The organism is Oceanihabitans sediminis (assembly GCF_003337215.1).
Lineage (GTDB): Bacteria > Bacteroidota > Bacteroidia > Flavobacteriales > Flavobacteriaceae > Oceanihabitans > Oceanihabitans sediminis.
The window spans coordinates 295,632-313,598 of record NZ_QPIG01000002.1 but is presented as its reverse complement, the minus strand read 5'-3'; the positions used below and the strand labels follow the sequence as shown (position 1 = coordinate 313,598).

Annotated in this window: 16 protein-coding genes; 8 read left to right on the top strand and 8 right to left on the bottom strand. The window is 32.5% G+C overall.

Going from position 1 to position 17,967, the window contains the following annotated elements:
- Nucleotides 1-28 precede the first annotated feature (28 nt).
- From DU428_RS07210 to DU428_RS07190, 5 genes are all read left to right on the top strand, one after another.
- Nucleotides 29-4,423 (top strand): translocation/assembly module TamB domain-containing protein, encoded by a 4,395-nt coding sequence (locus tag DU428_RS07210; RefSeq protein WP_243633463.1) that lies wholly within the window; start codon nucleotides 29-31, stop codon nucleotides 4,421-4,423.
- A gap of 151 nt (nucleotides 4,424-4,574) precedes the next feature.
- Entirely contained in the window at nucleotides 4,575-5,561 is a 987-nt protein-coding gene (gene pfkA / locus DU428_RS07205) for a 6-phosphofructokinase (protein WP_113966024.1), read from the top strand.
- A gap of 66 nt (nucleotides 5,562-5,627) precedes the next feature.
- Nucleotides 5,628-6,629: a type I glyceraldehyde-3-phosphate dehydrogenase gene (gene gap / locus DU428_RS07200; protein ID WP_072349457.1), complete on the top strand. Its 1,002-nt coding sequence runs from the start codon at nucleotides 5,628-5,630 to the stop codon at nucleotides 6,627-6,629.
- A 49-nt stretch (nucleotides 6,630-6,678) separates the two neighbouring features.
- Nucleotides 6,679-7,542 (top strand): N-acetylglucosamine kinase, encoded by an 864-nt coding sequence (locus DU428_RS07195; protein WP_072349456.1) that lies wholly within the window; start codon nucleotides 6,679-6,681, stop codon nucleotides 7,540-7,542.
- Nucleotides 7,542-7,910 carry a methylglyoxal synthase gene (locus tag DU428_RS07190; protein WP_072349455.1) on the top strand — a complete coding sequence of 123 codons (369 nt, stop codon included), beginning with the start codon at nucleotides 7,542-7,544 and terminating at the stop codon, nucleotides 7,908-7,910. Before DU428_RS07195 ends, DU428_RS07190 begins: the two co-directional genes overlap by 1 nt.
- Before the next feature lie 72 nt (nucleotides 7,911-7,982).
- On the opposite strand, the gene DU428_RS07185 is transcribed toward DU428_RS07190, so the two are convergent.
- From DU428_RS07185 to uvrA, 6 genes are all read right to left on the bottom strand, one after another.
- The gene (locus DU428_RS07185) at nucleotides 7,983-8,423 is read right to left on the bottom strand and encodes a DsrE family protein (protein WP_113966025.1); all 441 of its coding nucleotides are present in this window, start codon (nucleotides 8,421-8,423) and stop codon (nucleotides 7,983-7,985) included.
- 134 nt (nucleotides 8,424-8,557) lie between these two features.
- Nucleotides 8,558-8,785 carry a VF530 family protein gene (locus tag DU428_RS07180; protein WP_072349453.1) on the bottom strand — a complete coding sequence of 76 codons (228 nt, stop codon included), beginning with the start codon at nucleotides 8,783-8,785 and terminating at the stop codon, nucleotides 8,558-8,560.
- Nucleotides 8,786-8,787: 2 nt separating this feature from the next.
- Complete coding sequence (locus tag DU428_RS07175; RefSeq protein WP_072349452.1) at nucleotides 8,788-8,997, bottom strand: DUF6500 family protein; 210 nt, start codon at nucleotides 8,995-8,997, stop codon at nucleotides 8,788-8,790.
- Nucleotides 8,997-10,298 carry a DEAD/DEAH box helicase gene (locus DU428_RS07170; protein ID WP_072349451.1) on the bottom strand — a complete coding sequence of 434 codons (1,302 nt, stop codon included), beginning with the start codon at nucleotides 10,296-10,298 and terminating at the stop codon, nucleotides 8,997-8,999. Before DU428_RS07170 ends, DU428_RS07175 begins: the two co-directional genes overlap by 1 nt.
- A 169-nt stretch (nucleotides 10,299-10,467) precedes the next feature.
- On the bottom strand, nucleotides 10,468-11,166 hold the full coding sequence (locus tag DU428_RS07165) for a hypothetical protein (protein WP_123796491.1): 699 nt from the start codon (nucleotides 11,164-11,166) through the stop codon (nucleotides 10,468-10,470).
- Between the two features lie 225 nt (nucleotides 11,167-11,391).
- On the bottom strand, nucleotides 11,392-14,178 hold the full coding sequence (gene uvrA / locus DU428_RS07160) for an excinuclease ABC subunit UvrA (protein ID WP_113966026.1): 2,787 nt from the start codon (nucleotides 14,176-14,178) through the stop codon (nucleotides 11,392-11,394).
- Nucleotides 14,179-14,413: 235 nt separating this feature from the next.
- Between uvrA and DU428_RS07155 the strand changes: the two genes are divergently transcribed.
- Entirely contained in the window at nucleotides 14,414-14,998 is a 585-nt protein-coding gene (locus DU428_RS07155) for an RNA polymerase sigma factor (protein WP_072349506.1), read from the top strand.
- Nucleotides 14,999-15,049: 51 nt separating this feature from the next.
- The gene (locus DU428_RS13395; protein WP_165839150.1) at nucleotides 15,050-15,196 is read left to right on the top strand and encodes a hypothetical protein; all 147 of its coding nucleotides are present in this window, start codon (nucleotides 15,050-15,052) and stop codon (nucleotides 15,194-15,196) included.
- Between the two features lie 37 nt (nucleotides 15,197-15,233).
- Here DU428_RS13395 and DU428_RS07150 read toward each other — a convergent pair whose 3' ends face one another.
- Complete coding sequence (locus DU428_RS07150; RefSeq protein WP_113966027.1) at nucleotides 15,234-15,893, bottom strand: endonuclease III domain-containing protein; 660 nt, start codon at nucleotides 15,891-15,893, stop codon at nucleotides 15,234-15,236.
- Between the two features lie 31 nt (nucleotides 15,894-15,924).
- Between DU428_RS07150 and bcp the strand changes: the two genes are divergently transcribed.
- A complete protein-coding gene (gene bcp, locus DU428_RS07145) occupies nucleotides 15,925-16,380 on the top strand; it encodes a thioredoxin-dependent thiol peroxidase (protein WP_113966028.1) in 456 nt (151 codons plus the stop codon).
- A 61-nt stretch (nucleotides 16,381-16,441) separates the two neighbouring features.
- Here the strand turns inward: bcp and DU428_RS07140 are convergent, their stop codons facing one another.
- A complete protein-coding gene (locus DU428_RS07140) occupies nucleotides 16,442-17,893 on the bottom strand; it encodes a nicotinate-nucleotide adenylyltransferase (protein ID WP_072349446.1) in 1,452 nt (483 codons plus the stop codon).
- Nucleotides 17,894-17,967 lie beyond the last annotated feature (74 nt).

The following is a 17,967-nucleotide window of genomic DNA, read 5'->3' as shown; positions in this document are numbered from 1 at the left end:
AAAAATAGCATCTAAAATTGTAGCGATTTTGCTACTACTTTTCATCTTATTGGTGTTGGTGCTTTCTATTCCCGCAGTTCAATCAAGACTTGGTAAAGTTGCTACAAACTGGATTAATGATGAGTATGGCACAAACATCAATATTCATAGGGTTGGGCTTCAGTTTAACGGAGATGTAGAGCTTAAAGATATTCTTATTCGAGATTATAAAAAAGACACCCTAATAAGCGCCAATGAGCTTAACACTTCCATTTTAAATTTTAAAAATCTAATAAACAGCAAGCTTGCGTTTGGTGATATAGATTTATATGGCTTAAAATTCAATATTAAAACGTATAAAGGGGAAGAAGATACAAATTTGGATGTTTTTGTTGCTCGTTTTGATGAAGATAATCCTAGAGAAAAAGAAAGTGAGTTTTTACTTTCTTCAAGTGATATTTCTATTTATGAAGGAACATTTAGACTAATTGATGAAAATAAAGAAACACCAAAAATATTGGAGTTTACCGATATTGGAATTAATGGTACCGACTTTTTAATTAACGGCCCAAATGTAAGCACGAGAATTAATACCCTTTCTTTTATTGATAGTCGTGGTTTAATTATGAAAAATTTATCTTCTGATTTTACTTATACATTAGAAGAAATAAATTTTAAAAACCTAAAGGTTAAAACAGCTAATTCTAAACTAGACGGAGAGTTAAAGTTTTCTTACAACCGAGAGGATTTTGCAGACTTTACTAACAAAGTCCAAGTTACTGCAGATTTTACAGATGGTAGTGTTGCTCTAGACGAGTTAAACACATTTTATAACGAATTTGGAATAGGGCAACGAGCAAATTTTAAAGCGAAAATTCACGGAACATTAAATGATCTGAAAGTTGATAATTTAGTTTTAAACACAAGTACAAGAACAAAAATTTACGGAGATATAGTTTTTAAAAACCTATTTAATATAGAGGAGGATAATTTTGCGATGGATGGTAAGTTTCAAAACCTTTCTTCTAATTATAGAGATTTAAAGGCTTTATTGCCAAATGTTTTAGGAGAGTCTATTCCTTCTGTTTTTGATAAGTTGGGGAACTTTAGCATAGTAGGAACTTCGTATATCACAACTTCTAATATCATAGCAGATTTACAAATGGAAACAGACTTAGGTCTTGTAATTTCTAATTTGGAAATGAATAAAATTGACGATATAGATAATGCTTCCTATAAAGGAAATATTATTTTCGATCAATTTGATTTAGGTGTATTTTTAAACAACCCTAAGCTTCATCAAACTTCCTTAAATCTAGATGTAAACGGAAAAGGATTTACTCAAGAAAACCTAAACACGAATGTCAAGGGAGATATCTATTCTATAAACTATAACGATTATGTGTATCAGCATATAGCCGTTGCAGGAGTTTTAAAAGATAAAATTTTCAATGGGAAGGTAGATTCGCAGGACAAGAATTTTAAATTGAAGTTTAACGGTCTCGCAGATTTTTCAAAAGATATCAACGAGTTTGACTTTGTGGCTAATGTAGATTACGCCAACCTAAAAGCACTTAATTTTATTAAAAACGATAGTATTTCTGTTTTTAAAGGTACTGTAGACATGAAAATGCATGGTACCACTGTAGATAATGCGGTTGGGAGTATTCAGTTTTTTGATACTTATTATCAAAATGAAAATGACGAATATTTCTTTGAAGATTTTGCTATAAGCTCTTCGTTTCAAGATAATGTAAGATATATAGATGTAAACTCCCCAGATATTATTGAAGGGCAGATGAGTGGAAACTTTCTAATAGATGATATAGATGAACTTTTTATCAATGCCGTAGGAAGTTTATATACCAGGTTCGACACCAAGAAAGTAGCAACCAATCAGTATATAGACTTCAATTTTAAAATCTATAATAAAATTATAGAAGTCTTTGTTCCAAAGTTGCAATTGGCGAGTAATACTTATATAAAAGGAAGGGTTGAAAGTGACCAGAAAGAATTTAAGTTAACTTTCAAATCCCCTAAAATTGAGTGGTTAGACTATTTTGCAAACGCTATAGAGCTTCAGGTAGATAATAAAAACCCGTTATTTAATACTTATATTGAAGTAGATAGTTTGCATACTAATTTCTACAACATTTCTAAATTCAATTTAATTAATGTAACTCTAAACGATACGCTTTTTATGCGTTCGGAATTTAGAGGAGGAAAAACAAACAGTGACTTATATAACCTAAGTTTTTACCATACTAAAAACGAAGAAAAACAATCTATTTTAGGGTTTAAAAAGTCTGATATCACCTTTAAAGGCAATAAGTGGTTTATAAATGAAGATCGCAATAAACATAATAAAGTAACTTTTGATGAAGCTTTTAAAAACTTCCATTTAGATCAATTTATTTTAAACCATAATGACGAAGAAATTAAACTCTCCGGAATCATAAATGGAGAAAAAGATAAAGACCTGAAGTTAAATTTCACCAATGTGTTTTTACAACATATTATCCCCGATATTGAAGATTTAAGCTTAGAAGGAATGGTTAACGGAAGGCTAGATGTTGTACAACAAAACGGAAGCTATCTGCCAGAAACTACTATAACTATTGATGATTTAGAAGTTAACGAATTAAATTTAGGTTCTTTTAATGCTAATATAAAGGGGAACGAAACACTTACTAATTACATAGTGAATGCCAGCATAAAAGATGATGAGAAAAAATCTTTTAGTGCAATAGGTAATATTGATGTTTCTGCAGGTAATTCGAATATAGACGTAGATCTTCTGTTGAATGAATTTAATCTACAACCATTAAACCCTTTCTTAGAAGGAATTTTAAGAGATATAAAAGGTTTAGCAACCGGGAAAGTTGAAGTTGTTGGAAACCTGAAAAAACCAAATATGAATGGAAGCTTAACCTTAAATAAAGCAGGTTTAGGTATTCCAGAATTAAATGTAGATTACGATTTCGCTGATAATTCTTCGGTAACTTTAGAAAATCAAACTTTCTTCTTCAATCAAATAAAATTAACCGATTCTGTTTACGAAACTAAAGGTGTTTTAAACGGAAGCATTAGCCACGTTAACTTTGGAGATTGGAGTTTGGACTTAGACTTAGAAACAAACAGATTACTAGTTTTAAATACTTCAGAAGATGAAGATCTTTTATATTATGGAACTGGTTTTATTGGTGGTAGTGCCAGTATATTCGGACCGGCAAATCAGTTACGAATCAATGTAATTGGTCAAACTAAAAAAGGAACGGTATTTATAATTCCGTTAAACGATAACGAATCTTTTGGAGACAACTCCTATATTCATTTTTTAAGTCCAGAAGAAAAACAAGCCAAACTAGAAGGGCGTGAAATTGTAACCACAGATATTACAGGTTTAGAATTGGATTTTGATTTAGATGTTACCCAAGACGCCGAAATCGAAATTGTCATGGATAAAGAAAACGGAAGTACCATCCGTGGACGAGGAGAAGGGGGATTATTAGCCGAAATTAATACAAACGGAAAATTCAATATGTATGGTGACTTTTCTGTTTTCGAAGGAATTTATAAATTTAGATATGGCGGAATTTTACAAAAAGATTTTACCGTAGTTCCTGGAGGTACATTAGCTTGGGATGGAGAGCCTCTTGAAGCAAGAATTAATATTGAAGCAATTTATAAAACACAGGCAAACCCTTCGCCATTGCTAGATTCTCCAATAAATAGAAGAATTCCGGTGCACCTTTTATTAGCCTTAACAGGAGAATTAGAACAGCCAGAAATTGATTATAATTTTGAATTCCCTAACCTAAGTTCTACCGTACGTTCCGAGTTAGATTATAGATTAGAATCTAAAGACGATAGAAGTAATCAAGCCATTTATTTATTGGCTACAGGATCTTTCTCTAGTGGATTAAGCGAGTTAAGCATCAATGGTACGATTGAAGAACGTTTAAACGGAATTATCAACGGGTTACTTTCAGATAGCGACAATAAACTACAAGTTGGTTTAAACGTAGAATTTGGAGAAAATACTCCGGAGTATCAATCGGATGATAGGTTAGGAGTTACGCTGCAAACCAATATTAGCGATCGTATTCGTGTAAATGGTAAAGTAGGTGTTCCTATAGGTGGTATAAGCCAGACAGCAATTGCTGGAGATGTACAAATAGATTTCTTGTTAAACGAAGAAGGTACTTTTACAGCAAACGTTTTCAATAGAGAAAATAGTATTCGTAATTTTGGTGAAGAAATAGGTTATACCCAAGGACTTGGTATTGCTTATAATGTAGATTTTGATACCTTTAAAGAACTTCTTCAAATTATATTTAAAGGAAGAAAAAAAATGGCAGAAGAAAAAGAAGCTAAAGAAAACCAAGACAGTGCTTTGCCTGATTTTATTAGTTTTAAAAAGAAAAAAGACACTATAAACTAGGTGTTTTAGCTTATATTTAGTAAATTATTATCTTACTAATTCTTTTCATTATCTTCTGATTTTCAATATTCAAATCTTTTTGTTAAAATATGACAAATGCTAGCTTTTTTGTTGATTTTCTTTATTAGATTTACCTTATAATGTTACTTATATGACTAAAGTTATCAAAAAAATTGGGGTTATGACCTCTGGAGGAGATTCTCCCGGAATGAATGCTGCAATACGCTCTGTTGTGCGTTCTTGTGCATATCATGATATTGAGTGTATTGGAATTTATAGAGGCTTTCAAGGAATGATTGAAGGCGATTTTATAACGATGAATGCTCGTAGTGTAAAAGGTATAATTAATAAAGGAGGAACCATTTTAAAATCTGCTCGCTCTAAAGGTTTTAGGACGAAAGAAGGTAGAGAGGAAGCTCATAAACAATTAATAAAAGCAGGGGTTGACGCACTGGTTGTTATTGGTGGTGACGGAAGCTTTAATGGTGCAATGGTTTTTAATAAGGAATTTAATTTTCCTGTAATGGGAATTCCCGGTACTATTGATAATGATATTGTTGGTACAACACATACATTAGGCTATGATACGGCTTTAAATACCATAGTGGAAGTTATTGATAAAATTAGAGATACAGCAAGCTCGCATAACCGACTATTTTTCGTGGAAGTTATGGGGCGTGACGTAGGTCATATTGCACTAAACGTAGGTATTGGAGCAGGAGCAGAAGAAATTTTAATTCCGGAAGAAGATTTAGGTTTAGATAGATTGGTAGAATCTTTAAGAAGAAGTAAAAAATCCGGAAAATCTTCTAGCATCGTTGTTGTTGCTGAAGGAGATAAGACCGGAAAAAATGTTTTCGAACTAAAAGATTATGTAGAAGCAAACATGACAGAATACGAAGTTCGTGTTTCGGTTCTAGGGCATATGCAACGTGGAGGAGCACCTTCTTGTTTCGATCGTGTTCTTGCTAGTAGAATGGGAGTGAAGGCTGTAGAAAGCTTCTTAGAAGGAAAAAGTAATTATATGGTTGGTCTTAAAAATGATATTATAGATTTAACACCTTTTGATCAAGCAGTAAAAGGAAAATCTAAAATCAACATGGAACTAATTCGAGTTTCAGATATCATGACCACTTAAAAGAAAATAAAATAGATATTAATAATTGTTTCAGTTTTCTGAAACTTAAAAATTATATAAGAAAATATGTCAAAATTAAGATTAGGAATTAACGGATTTGGAAGAATAGGAAGACTAGTATTTAGAGCTTCACTAAAACAAAATGATGTTGAAATTGTTGGGGTAAACGACTTATTAGACGTTGATCATTTAGCTTATTTATTAAAATATGATTCTGTTCACGGACGTTTTGAAGGAGATGTAGAAGTAAAAGATGGTCACCTAGTAGTAAATGGAAAAACCATTCGTGTTACTTCAGAAAGAGATCCTAGAAATCTAAAATGGAACGAAGTAAATGCAGATGTAGTTGCAGATTGTACAGGTATTTTTAAAACCATGGAAACTGCTGGATATCATTTAGAAGCAGGTGCTAAAAAAGTGATTGTTTCTGCACCAAGTAAAGATATTCCAATGTTTGTAATGGGGGTAAACCATCTAGATGTTAATAGTTCTCATAAAATTGTTTCCAATGCTTCTTGTACTACAAACTGCTTAGCGCCAATGGCTAAAATTATAGATGATAATTTTGGTATTGAAGAAGGACTTATGACAACGATACATGCTACAACTTCATCACAATTAACAGTAGATGGACCTTCAAAGAAAAATTATCGTTTGGGGCGTACAGCTTTAACTAATATAATTCCTTCAACAACAGGAGCAGCAAAAGCAGTTGGTAAAGTTATTCCTCATTTAGAAGGAAAACTTACAGGTATGGCTTTTCGTGTGCCAACAGCAAATGTTTCAGCTGTAGATTTAACCGTTAGAACAAAAAAAGAAACTTCCTACGAAGAAATAAAAGAAGTATTTAAAAAAGCTGCAAATGGAGATTTAAAAGGAATTGTTGGATATACCGAAGATGCAGTAGTTTCTCAAGATATGGTTGGCGAAACAAATACTTGTGTGTTTGATGCAGACGCTGGAATTGAGTTAAATTCTAGGTTTTTTAAGTTAATTGCTTGGTATGATAACGAGTATGCATATTCTGTTAAATTAGTAGAATTAGCAGCGCTTGTTCATTCTCTATAATTTATTGTATAAGCTGCTTTTATTAGCAGCTTTTTTTTATTTTTAACCTATGATATTAATTGTTGATAGTGGTTCTACAAAAAGTGATTGGATTGCAGTAGATAAAAATGGAAATACCTGTTTTGATAAAGTCAGAACCAAAGGCTTAAATCCAGCGATTCTTTCTGAAAAAGAGCTTAAAAAGAATATAAAAAAGAGCGAAGTTTTAATGGAACACAAAAAGGAAGTGACTCACATTTTCTTTTATGGTGCTGGCTGTGGAACTTCGAAACCAAAAAAACTTTTAAAAGCACTATTAGAATCTATTTTTAAAAAAGCAGAAGTCGAAGTACAAGAAGACACTATGGCTGCGGTAAGAGCAACGCTTAACAAAAAAGACGAAGCAGCTATTGTTTGTATTTTAGGAACGGGGTCTAATTGCAGTTATTATGATGGTAAGGACTTACACCAACTTGTTGCATCTTTAGGTTATATGATAATGGATGATGCTTCTGGAAATTACTTCGGAAAACAATTGCTTCGTGACTATTATTATAATCATATGCCTGAAGATTTAAAGAAGTCTTTTGTTAGTGAATATAATTTAGAAGCAGACTATATCAAATACAACCTTTATAAAAAACCAAATGCAAATGCTTATTTAGCATCTTTCGCAGAGTTTTTATTTGCAAATAAAGAATCAAAATACATTTCAGATTTAATAAAAGATGGTATTCGAGTGTTTGCAAAAAATATGATATATCAGTTTGAAGATGTATTACCAAAAGTTCCTGTGCATTTTGCTGGATCTATTGCATATTTCTCACAAGAGGAAATTAAAGAAGTAGCAAACGAAATGGGATTTTCACTAGGTAATATTGAAAAGAGACCAATTGAAGGATTATTAAAATATCATATAAACAATATAAAATAATGGAGATTGCAATTATTGCCCATGATGGAAAGAAGGCAGAAATGGTTCAATTTTTAAATGAATGGAAAGAGGTGCTTCTTCAAAAACAAATTTCTCTAATTTCTACTGGGACTACAGGAAAAAAGGTGAAAAAAGCAGGATTTGAAGTAACTAGATTGCTTTCTGGTCCGCTTGGTGGCGATGCTCAGATTGCAGCTAGAGTGGCAGAAGGAAAGTGTAATATGGTCTTGTTTTTTAGAGATCCTTTAGAAAAGCATCCACATGAACCAGATGTGTTAATGTTATTACGAATTTGTGATGTACATGATGTACCTCTAGCAACAAATCCTGCAACAGCAGAATTATTGATGAGAGGATTGACCTTATAATTCAATTTGACTTAAAATAAAAAAGATTTCCCCACGGGGAAACCTTTTTTATTTTATGCTTTTCACAATATATTATAATGTGAGGGTTTTATAACCACTTTCTTGTAACCCAAAAAGATAAATAAATCCATCTGGAGTAAACTGAATGCTGTGATGGTAGTCGGATTGTTTTAATTCAAAGTGTTGCATTGCTGCTTCACAAACCACTAAGCGAATACCTGTTTTTTCACTAACTTCAATAGAAGGTTTTAAACTTTCATCCTTAGCCAAGTCTTTTACTACAGGTCCAATTAATACAATATCAAAATTTAATTCAGGATTTTTAGCCACAAGGGTTTGACCCGTTCTTACCGCTGCTTGAAAATATCGTGCGTTAGAAATAAGAATTGCGTATTGTCCTTCTGCTTTTATAGATTGTTCAATTTCTGTTACACTTAATGACTGCGCTGTTGCCGGAGTGTACATTACCGATCCTACAAAAACAAAAAGGATCATTAATAATTGGTTTTTCATAATTAGATAATTTAAATAGTTTGACTTGATTTACTATAGATTTACAACAGTAAAAGTAGGCATTACTATCGTGTAGTAATGTAACTTATGTAACACGGAAATTAATTATTTGTTCCTTTATAAGAGGAGGGAAGTTAGTTTCTCTTTTTAGAAAGCATTTCTAAATACAAGTTCTCCACTTTGGTTCTAGCCCAAGGAGTTCGTCTTAAAAATTTTAAACTAGATTTTACGGAAGGGTCATGTGTAAAACAACGAATATTTATAGTATAACCTAAATATTCCCAACCATAATGAGCAACTAATTCGTTTATTATTTGCTCTAATTTTACGCCATGTAAAGGGTTGTTTGGTTGTGTACTCATAATTATAAAACTAAATATAATACTTTTTTAGCTTTTTCAAAATGATCTAACTTATGAGTTTGAATCCACCAAGTGGCAGCTTCCATCAAAAGTTCTGGATTATCATTTTTGTTAGCAAAAAATGCATAAAAGGATAAACCAACGTTATCTCCTTTTTGCTGCATTTTCTGCTTACAGACTTTTATAATTTTTTCTTTTAAAGCTTCGGTCATTAAGAATTTGCACTTCTACTGCGTCTAGAATTTCCGCTTTTATTTCTATTGGAGTTATTGGTAGCTTTGTTTGATGAAGCTTTTCCTTTTCCTCTGCTATTAGAATTATTTGCATTAGAACTTCTACCTCTTCCTTGCCCTTGTTTTTTAGGAGCTTTCGGTTCGTTAGGGTCTGGTTCAAAACCTTCTAATGTTTCAGATGGAATTTTCATTCCAACTAATTTTCCGATATCTCTTAAATAACCTAGCTCTTCGGTACAAACTAAAGAAACAGCTTCTCCTTTTGCTCCAGCACGACCTGTTCTACCAATTCGGTGTACATAATCTTCAGAGATATTAGGTAATTCAAAGTTTACCACATGAGGAAGTAAAGGTATATCTAAACCTCTTGCAGCAATATCTGTAGCTACAAGAACATTTATTTTTCCGCTTTTAAAACCAGCTAATGCTTTGGTTCTAGCTCCTTGACTTTTATTTCCGTGAATTGCAGCTGCAGAAATATTTGCGCCAAGTAACTTTTTTGTTAAATTGTTTGCTCCGTGTTTCGTTCTTGTAAAAACTAATATTTGATTCCATTGTCCATCAATAATCAGTTTTAAAAGTAAGGCTGCTTTTTTGCTTTTTGCAACTCGGTAAACTTTTTGGTTAATAGCATCAACCGTTGTGTTTTCTGGAGTAGCTTCTACTTGAGCAGGATGGTCTAAAATACCGTTTGCTAGTTTTTTGATGTCTTTTGAAAATGTAGCCGAAAACATTAGATTTTGTCTTTTGCTTGGCATTAATTTCATGACACGTTCAATATCTCGTAAAAAACCCATGTCTAGCATTCTATCTGCTTCATCTAAAACAAAAATTTCGACATGTTTTAAGGAAAGTACTTTTTGATTTTCTAAATCTAATAATCTTCCTGGGGTTGCTACTAGAACATCTACACCTTGTCTAAGGGTAGCTGCTTGTGGGTTTTGGTTTACTCCGCCAAAAATAACGGCAGATTTGATGTTTAAAAATTCGCTGTATTCTTTTACGTTTGCGTAAACTTGTGCAGCTAACTCACGTGTTGGAGTTAATATTAAAGCACGAATTGGTCTGTGCTTTTGGTTCGGTTCTTCTGAAAGTAAATGTAATAATGGTAGGGTGAAACCTGCAGTTTTTCCTGTTCCTGTTTGCGCTGATGCTAAAACATCTTTTCCTAATAATACTGGTGGAATTGCTTTTTGTTGAATTGGACTTGGTGTAGTATATCCTTTTTTTTGGATTGCTTTCAATAAGGCTTCCGATAAGCCTAAAGATTTAAATGACATATAGTAATTGTTAAATGACAAATTATATATGTCATTTTTATAAGTTGCAAAGATACGTTTAATTATTTGGTATTGTTAAAATCTTCGAATAATCGAAAATTAAAAACCTCACAAAGTCTCTTTGCATAAGTGCTTCATGAGGTTTCTTTTATTTATTTAGTAGATAATTTTACTTTCTCTTTGCTTTTTTTAGCTTTTTCTTCTTAATGGTTTTTCCGTTTTTCTTGTAGTAGTAAAAGTCTTCTTCATAGTCGTGATGGTCATCCCAATCGTTATAAACATCAAAGTGATTTACGGTACAAGTAGCATGACCACAGATACCACAACCTTGGTTGCTATAGTTTACATGACCGTTCATTGCAATTACGTTACCGTGTCTGTCATAACGAATATGAAGTCCGCCAACTTGATCAATCAGTCCCATTCTGTTGTAACCAATATATACAGATCCTAGTCGTTTTACTTGATCATATCTGTTATAGTTAACAAATACATTCCCTATTCTACGAACTTTTCCGTCTCTATCATGCGTTACAATGGTTCCTCTTGGTCTGCTAGAAGCAACAAAGTTTACTCTATTTCCTGGAGCACCAAAAGTTGCATTTACATTGGTTCTTCTTCTTGGTGTTCTTGTTCTGTAATACATATCGCCATCTGTATAGTCAAGATTTGTATTAAAATCGAAACTTCCGTCAGGGAAAATTAAAAACTCCACACCACGCTCTACAAACATTATTGGTTGTGCATAACTGTAGCGTGCAATATTTAAATCTTCACCTTGTTTTTGAATTGCAGATTTTTTTTCTGCAGCTGTTACAGTTGTTAATGTCATTAACATTCCTGTAAATAATAGTACTAATTTTTTCATAGTATTCAGGTTTTAGATTTTGCCTACTCATTTAGCTTTTCGGCTTACGCTATTTGCTTATGGAGTTTCAATTGTCGTGCCAAAAATGTAATGAATTAATAATCAACATATTGAAGGTTGTTGTTTCGAATAGGTAAATGTAAATAAGAAATAAGGGAGTATTATTTTATACCGAAACGTATAAAATGAATGGAAAAGTTATTATAATTTAGGAAAGTCTTCTTACTAAAGCTTTTCTTTCAAATACTTAGCACTAACAGATTCTTTTATTTTTACAATTTCTTCTGGAGTTCCAGCTGCAACAAGTTTCCCTCCATATTCACCACCTCCTGGACCTAAATCTAGAATGTAATCTGCGCATTTAATTAATTCTAAATTGTGCTCTACTACAATTATAGAATGTCCGTTTTCAATTAAAGCATAAAAAGATTTAAGTAGTTTTTGAATATCGTGGAAATGTAATCCTGTGGTAGGCTCGTCAAAAATAAACAGGGCATTTTCTTGTCTAGAACCTTTTCCTAAGAAAGTAGCTAGTTTAATTCGTTGTGCTTCACCACCAGAAAGAGTAGAGGAGCTCTGTCCTAAAGTAACATAGCCTAAACCTACATCTTGAAGTGCTTGTAGTTTTCCTTGAATTTTCTTTTCACCGTTTTCAGTAAAGAAAGCAATAGCATCGTCGATGGTAAGGTTTAAAATATCATCAATAGTTTTTCCAGCAAAAGTTACTTCAAGTACTTCCTTTTTGAAGCGTTTTCCTTTACAAGTTTCACATTCTAAATGCACATCTGCCATGAATTGCATTTCAATAGTTACTTCACCTTCTCCTTTACAGGTTTCACAGCGACCGCCATCTACGTTAAAACTGAAATGCTTTGCAGCATAATTTCGAATTTTACTTAGTTTCTGACTTGCATATAAAGCTCGAATATCATCGTAAGCTTTTACATAAGTTACAGGGTTTGAACGAGAAGAACGACCAATTGGATTTTGATCTATAAACTCGATGTTTTTTATATTGCTGAAGTTTCCTTTTATTTCTGAAAACTGTCCCGGTTTATCACCAAAACCTGTAAGATGCTTTTGAATTGCAGGATAAAGAATTTTTTTAACAAGTGTACTTTTTCCACTTCCTGAAACTCCGGTAACTACGGTTAGCATGTTTAGCGGAAAATGAACATCAATATTTTTAAGGTTATTTTCTCTGGCTCCCGTAATTTCTATAGCATATTTAGAAGTTCTACGTTTTTTAGGAACTTCAATTTTTAAGGTTTCGTTTAAATATTGTGCAGTTAAAGAGTTGGAAGCTAAAATATCTTTATACGTTCCGGTAGCTACAACATTACCTCCAAAAGTACCAGCTTCTGGTCCAATATCTATAATTTCGTCGGCTTCTTTCATGATATCTTCATCATGTTCTACAACGATTACAGTATTTCCTAGGTCGCGTAATGCTTTTAAAACTAAAATTAAACGCTCTGTGTCTTTTGGATGTAAACCAATACTAGGTTCGTCTAATATATACATAGAACCAACTAGGCTGCTTCCTAAGGAAGTTGCGAGGTTTATTCGTTGACTTTCTCCACCAGAAAGCGTGTTAGATTTTCTGTTTAAAGTTAAATAATCTAATCCTACATTAGATAAAAAGGAAAGTCTGTTGTTTATTTCTTTAAGAAGCCTTTTTGAAATAGTTTCATCTGTTTCGTCTAGCTTTAATTCTTTGAAGAACGTAGCTAGTTTATCTAGAGGTATTTCAACTAAATCTGTAATTGTTGCTCCGCCAACTTTAATATAATTCGCTTCTGCTCTTAAACGTTTGCCGTTACAAGTTTTGCATTTCGTTTTTCCTCTATAACGAGAAAGCATTACTCGGTTTTGAATCTTGTAAGCTTTGCTTTCTAATTCGGCAAAGAAATCGTTTAACCCTTCAAAATGTTCGTTTCCGTCCCAAATTAATTGTTTCTGTTCAGGGCTTAATTCAAAATAAGGTTTATGAATTGGGAAGTTAAATTTATGCGAATTATTAACCAATTGATCTCGGTACCACGACATACTTTCTCCTCGCCATGGGAAAATAGCATTCTCGTATACGGAAAGTGCTGTATTAGGAATAACTAAATCGTCATCTATACCTATAACATCTCCGTAGCCTTCACACTTAGGACAAGCACCGTAAGGGTTGTTGAAGCTAAAAAGGTGAACGTTTGGTTCTAAAAACACCATGTCGTCAAGCTCAAATTTATTACTGAAGTGTTTCTGTTTATTTGTGCTTAAGGTTTCAATATAACATTCGCCTTTACCTTCAAAAAAGGCAGTTTGCGTAGCATCTGCTAGTCTGTTATAAAAGTCTTCGTCATCTTTAGTGATTATTCTATCTACCACCAAAAAGATATCTTTAGCATCTTCAGCTATATCTTGAGATTCATCTAAACGAAGAATTTCATCTTTAACCTTGATTCTCGCGTAACCTTGTTGATTTAGAACCTTTAATTTATCTTTTAGCTCTCTACCTTCCTCTAAATGAATAGGAGCGAGGAGCAGTAGCTTTTCTCTTTCATCAAAAGATTTTACATACTTGATAACATCGGAAACAGTATCTTTTTTTACTTCTTCACCAGATTTTGGAGAATAGGTTTTTCCAATTCTAGCAAATAGTAGTTTCAGATAATCATAAATTTCAGTAGAAGTACCAACGGTTGATCGTGGGTTGGTAGAGTTTACCTTTTGCTCAATAGCAATAGCTGGAGCAATTCCTTTAATATAATCTACTTTCGGTTTATTTAGTCTTCCTAAGAACTGACGGGCATAACTAGATAAGCTTTCTACATATCGTCTTTGTCCTTCTGCATATAAAGTGTCAAATGCTAGACTAGATTTTCCCGATCCGGATAAACCAGTAATAACAACTAATTTATTTCTAGGTATCACCACATCAATATTTTTTAGGTTATGCAGTTTTGCACCTTTTATAATGATGTTTGTTTTAGGGTTTACTTCCGTTATATTAGTAGACATAAGTTTTTTATCAAGGTAATTTTGCAAAGATACTATAAGTAGTTCAGCTTAAAAATTGATTATTGCGTAATAAAACGTTAAAAAAATATTTTTTTTGTTTTTTAGGAATGATTGTTGTTATCTTTGGTTATATTAATAACAAACTTAAAATTTCTAGCTTATAGCCTAATATTACTTTTTAAATATTAACACCCAAGTACACGAAGACTATCTTCTGTGCAAAAAAGTAATGGCTATGAAAAATCAACTTATAACAGACGCAACTCTTGTTAGTAACTACATAAAAGGGGACGAAAGCGCGCTAGGAATATTAATTACAAGACACAAACAACGTATTTATAGCTTTGTATACTCTAAGGTATATGATAAGGATATTGCTGAAGATATTTTTCAGGATACCTTTATAAAAGTTATTAAAACCCTAAAAAAAGGTTCCTATAATGAAGAAGGAAAGTTTTTACCTTGGGTGATGCGCATTGCTCATAATCTGGTTATTGATCACTTTAGAAAATCTAATAGAATGCCTAAGTTTAGTAATAGTGGCGAGTTTAGTATTTTTTCTGTTTTAAGTGATTCTACTTTAGATGCTGAAAAGAGCTTAATAAAAGAACAAGTAGAACGCGATGTGAGACGCGTTATTCAAGAGTTACCAGAAGATCAGAAAGAAGTATTGGTAATGCGTATGTATAACGATATGAGTTTTAAAGAAATATCTGAAAAAACAGGTGTAAGTATAAACACTGCACTAGGTAGAATGCGTTATGCATTAATAAATATGCGTAAAATAATTGATAAGCATAATATAATATTAACCAATTAACAATATTCTGAAATATGCTGCGTTAGTAAAGGAGAACCAAAATTTTTTTAGATGGCAAAACTTTACTCAAAGCATCCTAATAAGGAGCAAATTTCTATGAATCCGAAGAAAGAAACAATAGACTTTCTTTTAAATTACTCGAAGGCTTTACGCATTGTGAAATATGATAAAATGAAGTTTGAAGCCCTTCTAAATTAAACTTTAAAAAAGTCCTGAAATAGTCATCAGGACTTTTTTATTTTTTATTCTTTGCATAGTATTCCTTTAAAACGGAAGCTCTACCAATAGTTTTAGTAATAATGTCTTTTTCTAAGTCCCAGCCTCTTGCAGGAGAATATTCTCTTCCGTACCAAATCATTTGTAGGTGTAAATCATTCCAATGTTCTTTAGGAAAAATACGTTTTGCATCTTTTTCAGTTTGCTGTACACTTTTACCACTGCTTAAATTCCAACGGTACATAAGTCTATGAATATGCGTATCTACAGGAAAAGCAGGAATACCAAAAGCTTGTGATAATACCACACCAGCAGTTTTGTGTCCTACAGCTGGGAATTTCTCTAACTCTTCAAAGGTTTGTGGGACCACTCCGTTGTGTTCTTCAATTAACATTTTAGACAAACCGTAAATACCTTTACTTTTCATAGGTGATAATCCGCAAGGTTTTATAATTTCCTTGATTTCTTCTACAGATAATTTTACCATATCATACGGATTATCTGCTTTAGCAAATAGGTGGGGAGTGGTTTTGTTTACTCTCACATCGGTACATTGCGCAGATAGTAAAACTGCAATTAATAAGGTGTATGGATCTTTATGATCTAATGGAGTTGGAATTTCTGGATATAACTCATCTAAGGTCTTTATAACGAAATCTACTTTTTCTTGTTTGGTCATTATTGTATCTTTGTTAGCAAAAATAAGAAATATGAAGACATTAAAGGCAGGAGATAAGGTTCCAGATTTTACAGTGAATAATCAAGACGGAGAAGCAGTTTCTTTAAGTGATTATAAAGGAAAGAAATTAATTGTTTTCTTTTATCCTAAAGCAAGTACACCTGGATGTACGGCAGAAGCTTGTAACCTACGTGATAACTATGAGTTGCTACAAGAAAAAGGTTATGAATTACTTGGAGTAAGTGCAGATTCAGAAAAACGTCAATCTAATTTTAGAAATAAATATGAATTCCCTTTTCCTTTATTAGCAGATGAAGAGAAAGTGGTGCTGAATGTTTTTGGCGTTTGGGGTGAGAAGAAGTTTATGGGAAGAACCTTTGATGGTATTCACCGCAAAACTTTTATCATAGACGAAAACGGTGTTGTTGAGCGTGTAATTGATAAGGTTAAAACAAAAGATCATGCAGCTCAAATATTAGAGCAGTAAACAAAAAAAGAGCTATTATATTTTTAATAGCTCTTTTTTATTTCATTATTAGTTTTTCGGTTTATTTATCTAAATAGATTTCTTCCGTTTCGCAGCTAAATAAACTTTTCTCTTTTATTACTTTAGAAACTCCTTCAGGAAGCATTTCTTCCCATCCAGATTCTCCATTTGCAATCATTTTTAATACATCACGTGAAAAAACGGATAATGTACTAGGGTCATACTCTGTGATATCTACCACTTTTCCGTTGTATTTAAAGAATTTGTATAATTCTTTCATCCTTGGATGTACTTTTAGATTTTCGCTAGTTGTAAGCGTTCCATCTTCGTTTTTCATTGGATATAAGTAAACACGTAAATCTTTAAAGAATAATTTACCAAATGCTTCTAAAATACCACCACTTAAATGGCGATAGTATTTTTCGTCAAATACATCTATTAGGTTATTAACCCCCATGGCAAGTGCCATTCTACTCTTAGAGTATTGTGCTAGATATTCTACCAACTTGTAATATTCTTGGAAGTTTGAAATTAGAACGGTTTGACCTAGAGAACAAAGCAATTTTGCTCTATCCATAAAATCTTGCTCGTCTATTTCTCCTTCTGCACGAAGATTAGATAAAGTAATTTCAAAAACTACCTGTGTTCTGTCTTCTTCTACTTTGTTTTCCTTAATAAACATTTCGTAAGACTTATGGAACATGTCCATATTAACCTTTGTTACCGGTCTAAAACTTCCACGAAGTGCTAAAATATTTTTCTTATATAAAACTTTTGCAGGCAATACGTTATTTCCATCAGGAGCAAACATTACAGCATCTGTCATTCCATTTTTAACTAGTTGTAAACTCATTAACCTGTTGTCTACATCTTTAAAAGCTGGACCAGCAAAGTTTATGGTATCAATTTCTAATTGATCTTTATCTAAATGATCGTATAAATATTGAAGTAATTTTTTAGGTTTTTTATATTTATAGAAAGCACCATAAATAAGGTTTGTTCCTAAAACACCTAAAGTTTCCTGTTGTAATCTAGCGTCGTTTTCTTTAAAACGAACGTGTAAAATAATCTCGTTATAATCTTGATCAGGTTCTACTTGGTATTTGATTCCAACCCAACCGTGACCTCTGTATTTTTTAGCGAAATCAATAGTAGCAACGGTATTTGCGTAAGAGAAGAATATCTTATTAGGATGCATATCTCTGGTTAAACGCTCTTCCATTAGTCTAACTTCATGATTTAGCATTTTACGCAAACGAGCTTCGGTTACGTAGCGTCTATCTTTTTCAATACCATAAATAGAATCACTAAAAGCCTTGTCGTAAGCAGACATAGCCTTTGCAATAGTTCCTGAAGCGCCTCCTGCTCTAAAAAATTGACGAACTGTTTCTTGACCTGCACCAATTTCGGCAAAGGTTCCGTAAATATTTTCGTTTAAATTTATTCGAAGCGCTTTTGTGCTTATTGATGGAACATCATCAAATTCTTTATCACCTTTAATGGTTATTTCCATTTTAAAATTTCGGATTATGTGTATACTAACAAAGGTATTAAATAAGTATACCAAACAAAAAAATAAACTTATTT

What these genes read in the sequence shown, in the direction of transcription:
- DU428_RS07190 (WP_072349455.1), top strand. Translation starts at nt 7,542, where the DNA reads ATGGAGATTGCAATTATTGCCCATGATGGAAAGAAGGCAGAAATGGTT.
- DU428_RS07195 (WP_072349456.1), top strand. Translation starts at nt 6,679, where the DNA reads ATGATATTAATTGTTGATAGTGGTTCTACAAAAAGTGATTGGATTGCA.
- DU428_RS07175 (WP_072349452.1), bottom strand. Translation starts at nt 8,997, where the DNA reads ATGACCGAAGCTTTAAAAGAAAAAATTATAAAAGTCTGTAAGCAGAAA.
- bcp (WP_113966028.1), top strand. Translation starts at nt 15,925, where the DNA reads ATGAAGACATTAAAGGCAGGAGATAAGGTTCCAGATTTTACAGTGAAT.
- DU428_RS07140 (WP_072349446.1), bottom strand. Translation starts at nt 17,893, where the DNA reads ATGGAAATAACCATTAAAGGTGATAAAGAATTTGATGATGTTCCATCA.
- DU428_RS07185 (WP_113966025.1), bottom strand. Translation starts at nt 8,423, where the DNA reads ATGAAAAACCAATTATTAATGATCCTTTTTGTTTTTGTAGGATCGGTA.
- DU428_RS07150 (WP_113966027.1), bottom strand. Translation starts at nt 15,893, where the DNA reads ATGACCAAACAAGAAAAAGTAGATTTCGTTATAAAGACCTTAGATGAG.
- DU428_RS13395 (WP_165839150.1), top strand. Translation starts at nt 15,050, where the DNA reads ATGGCAAAACTTTACTCAAAGCATCCTAATAAGGAGCAAATTTCTATG.
- gap (WP_072349457.1), top strand. Translation starts at nt 5,628, where the DNA reads ATGTCAAAATTAAGATTAGGAATTAACGGATTTGGAAGAATAGGAAGA.
- uvrA (WP_113966026.1), bottom strand. Translation starts at nt 14,178, where the DNA reads ATGTCTACTAATATAACGGAAGTAAACCCTAAAACAAACATCATTATA.
- DU428_RS07165 (WP_123796491.1), bottom strand. Translation starts at nt 11,166, where the DNA reads ATGAAAAAATTAGTACTATTATTTACAGGAATGTTAATGACATTAACA.
- DU428_RS07155 (WP_072349506.1), top strand. Translation starts at nt 14,414, where the DNA reads ATGAAAAATCAACTTATAACAGACGCAACTCTTGTTAGTAACTACATA.
- pfkA (WP_113966024.1), top strand. Translation starts at nt 4,575, where the DNA reads ATGACTAAAGTTATCAAAAAAATTGGGGTTATGACCTCTGGAGGAGAT.
- DU428_RS07180 (WP_072349453.1), bottom strand. Translation starts at nt 8,785, where the DNA reads ATGAGTACACAACCAAACAACCCTTTACATGGCGTAAAATTAGAGCAA.
- DU428_RS07170 (WP_072349451.1), bottom strand. Translation starts at nt 10,298, where the DNA reads ATGTCATTTAAATCTTTAGGCTTATCGGAAGCCTTATTGAAAGCAATC.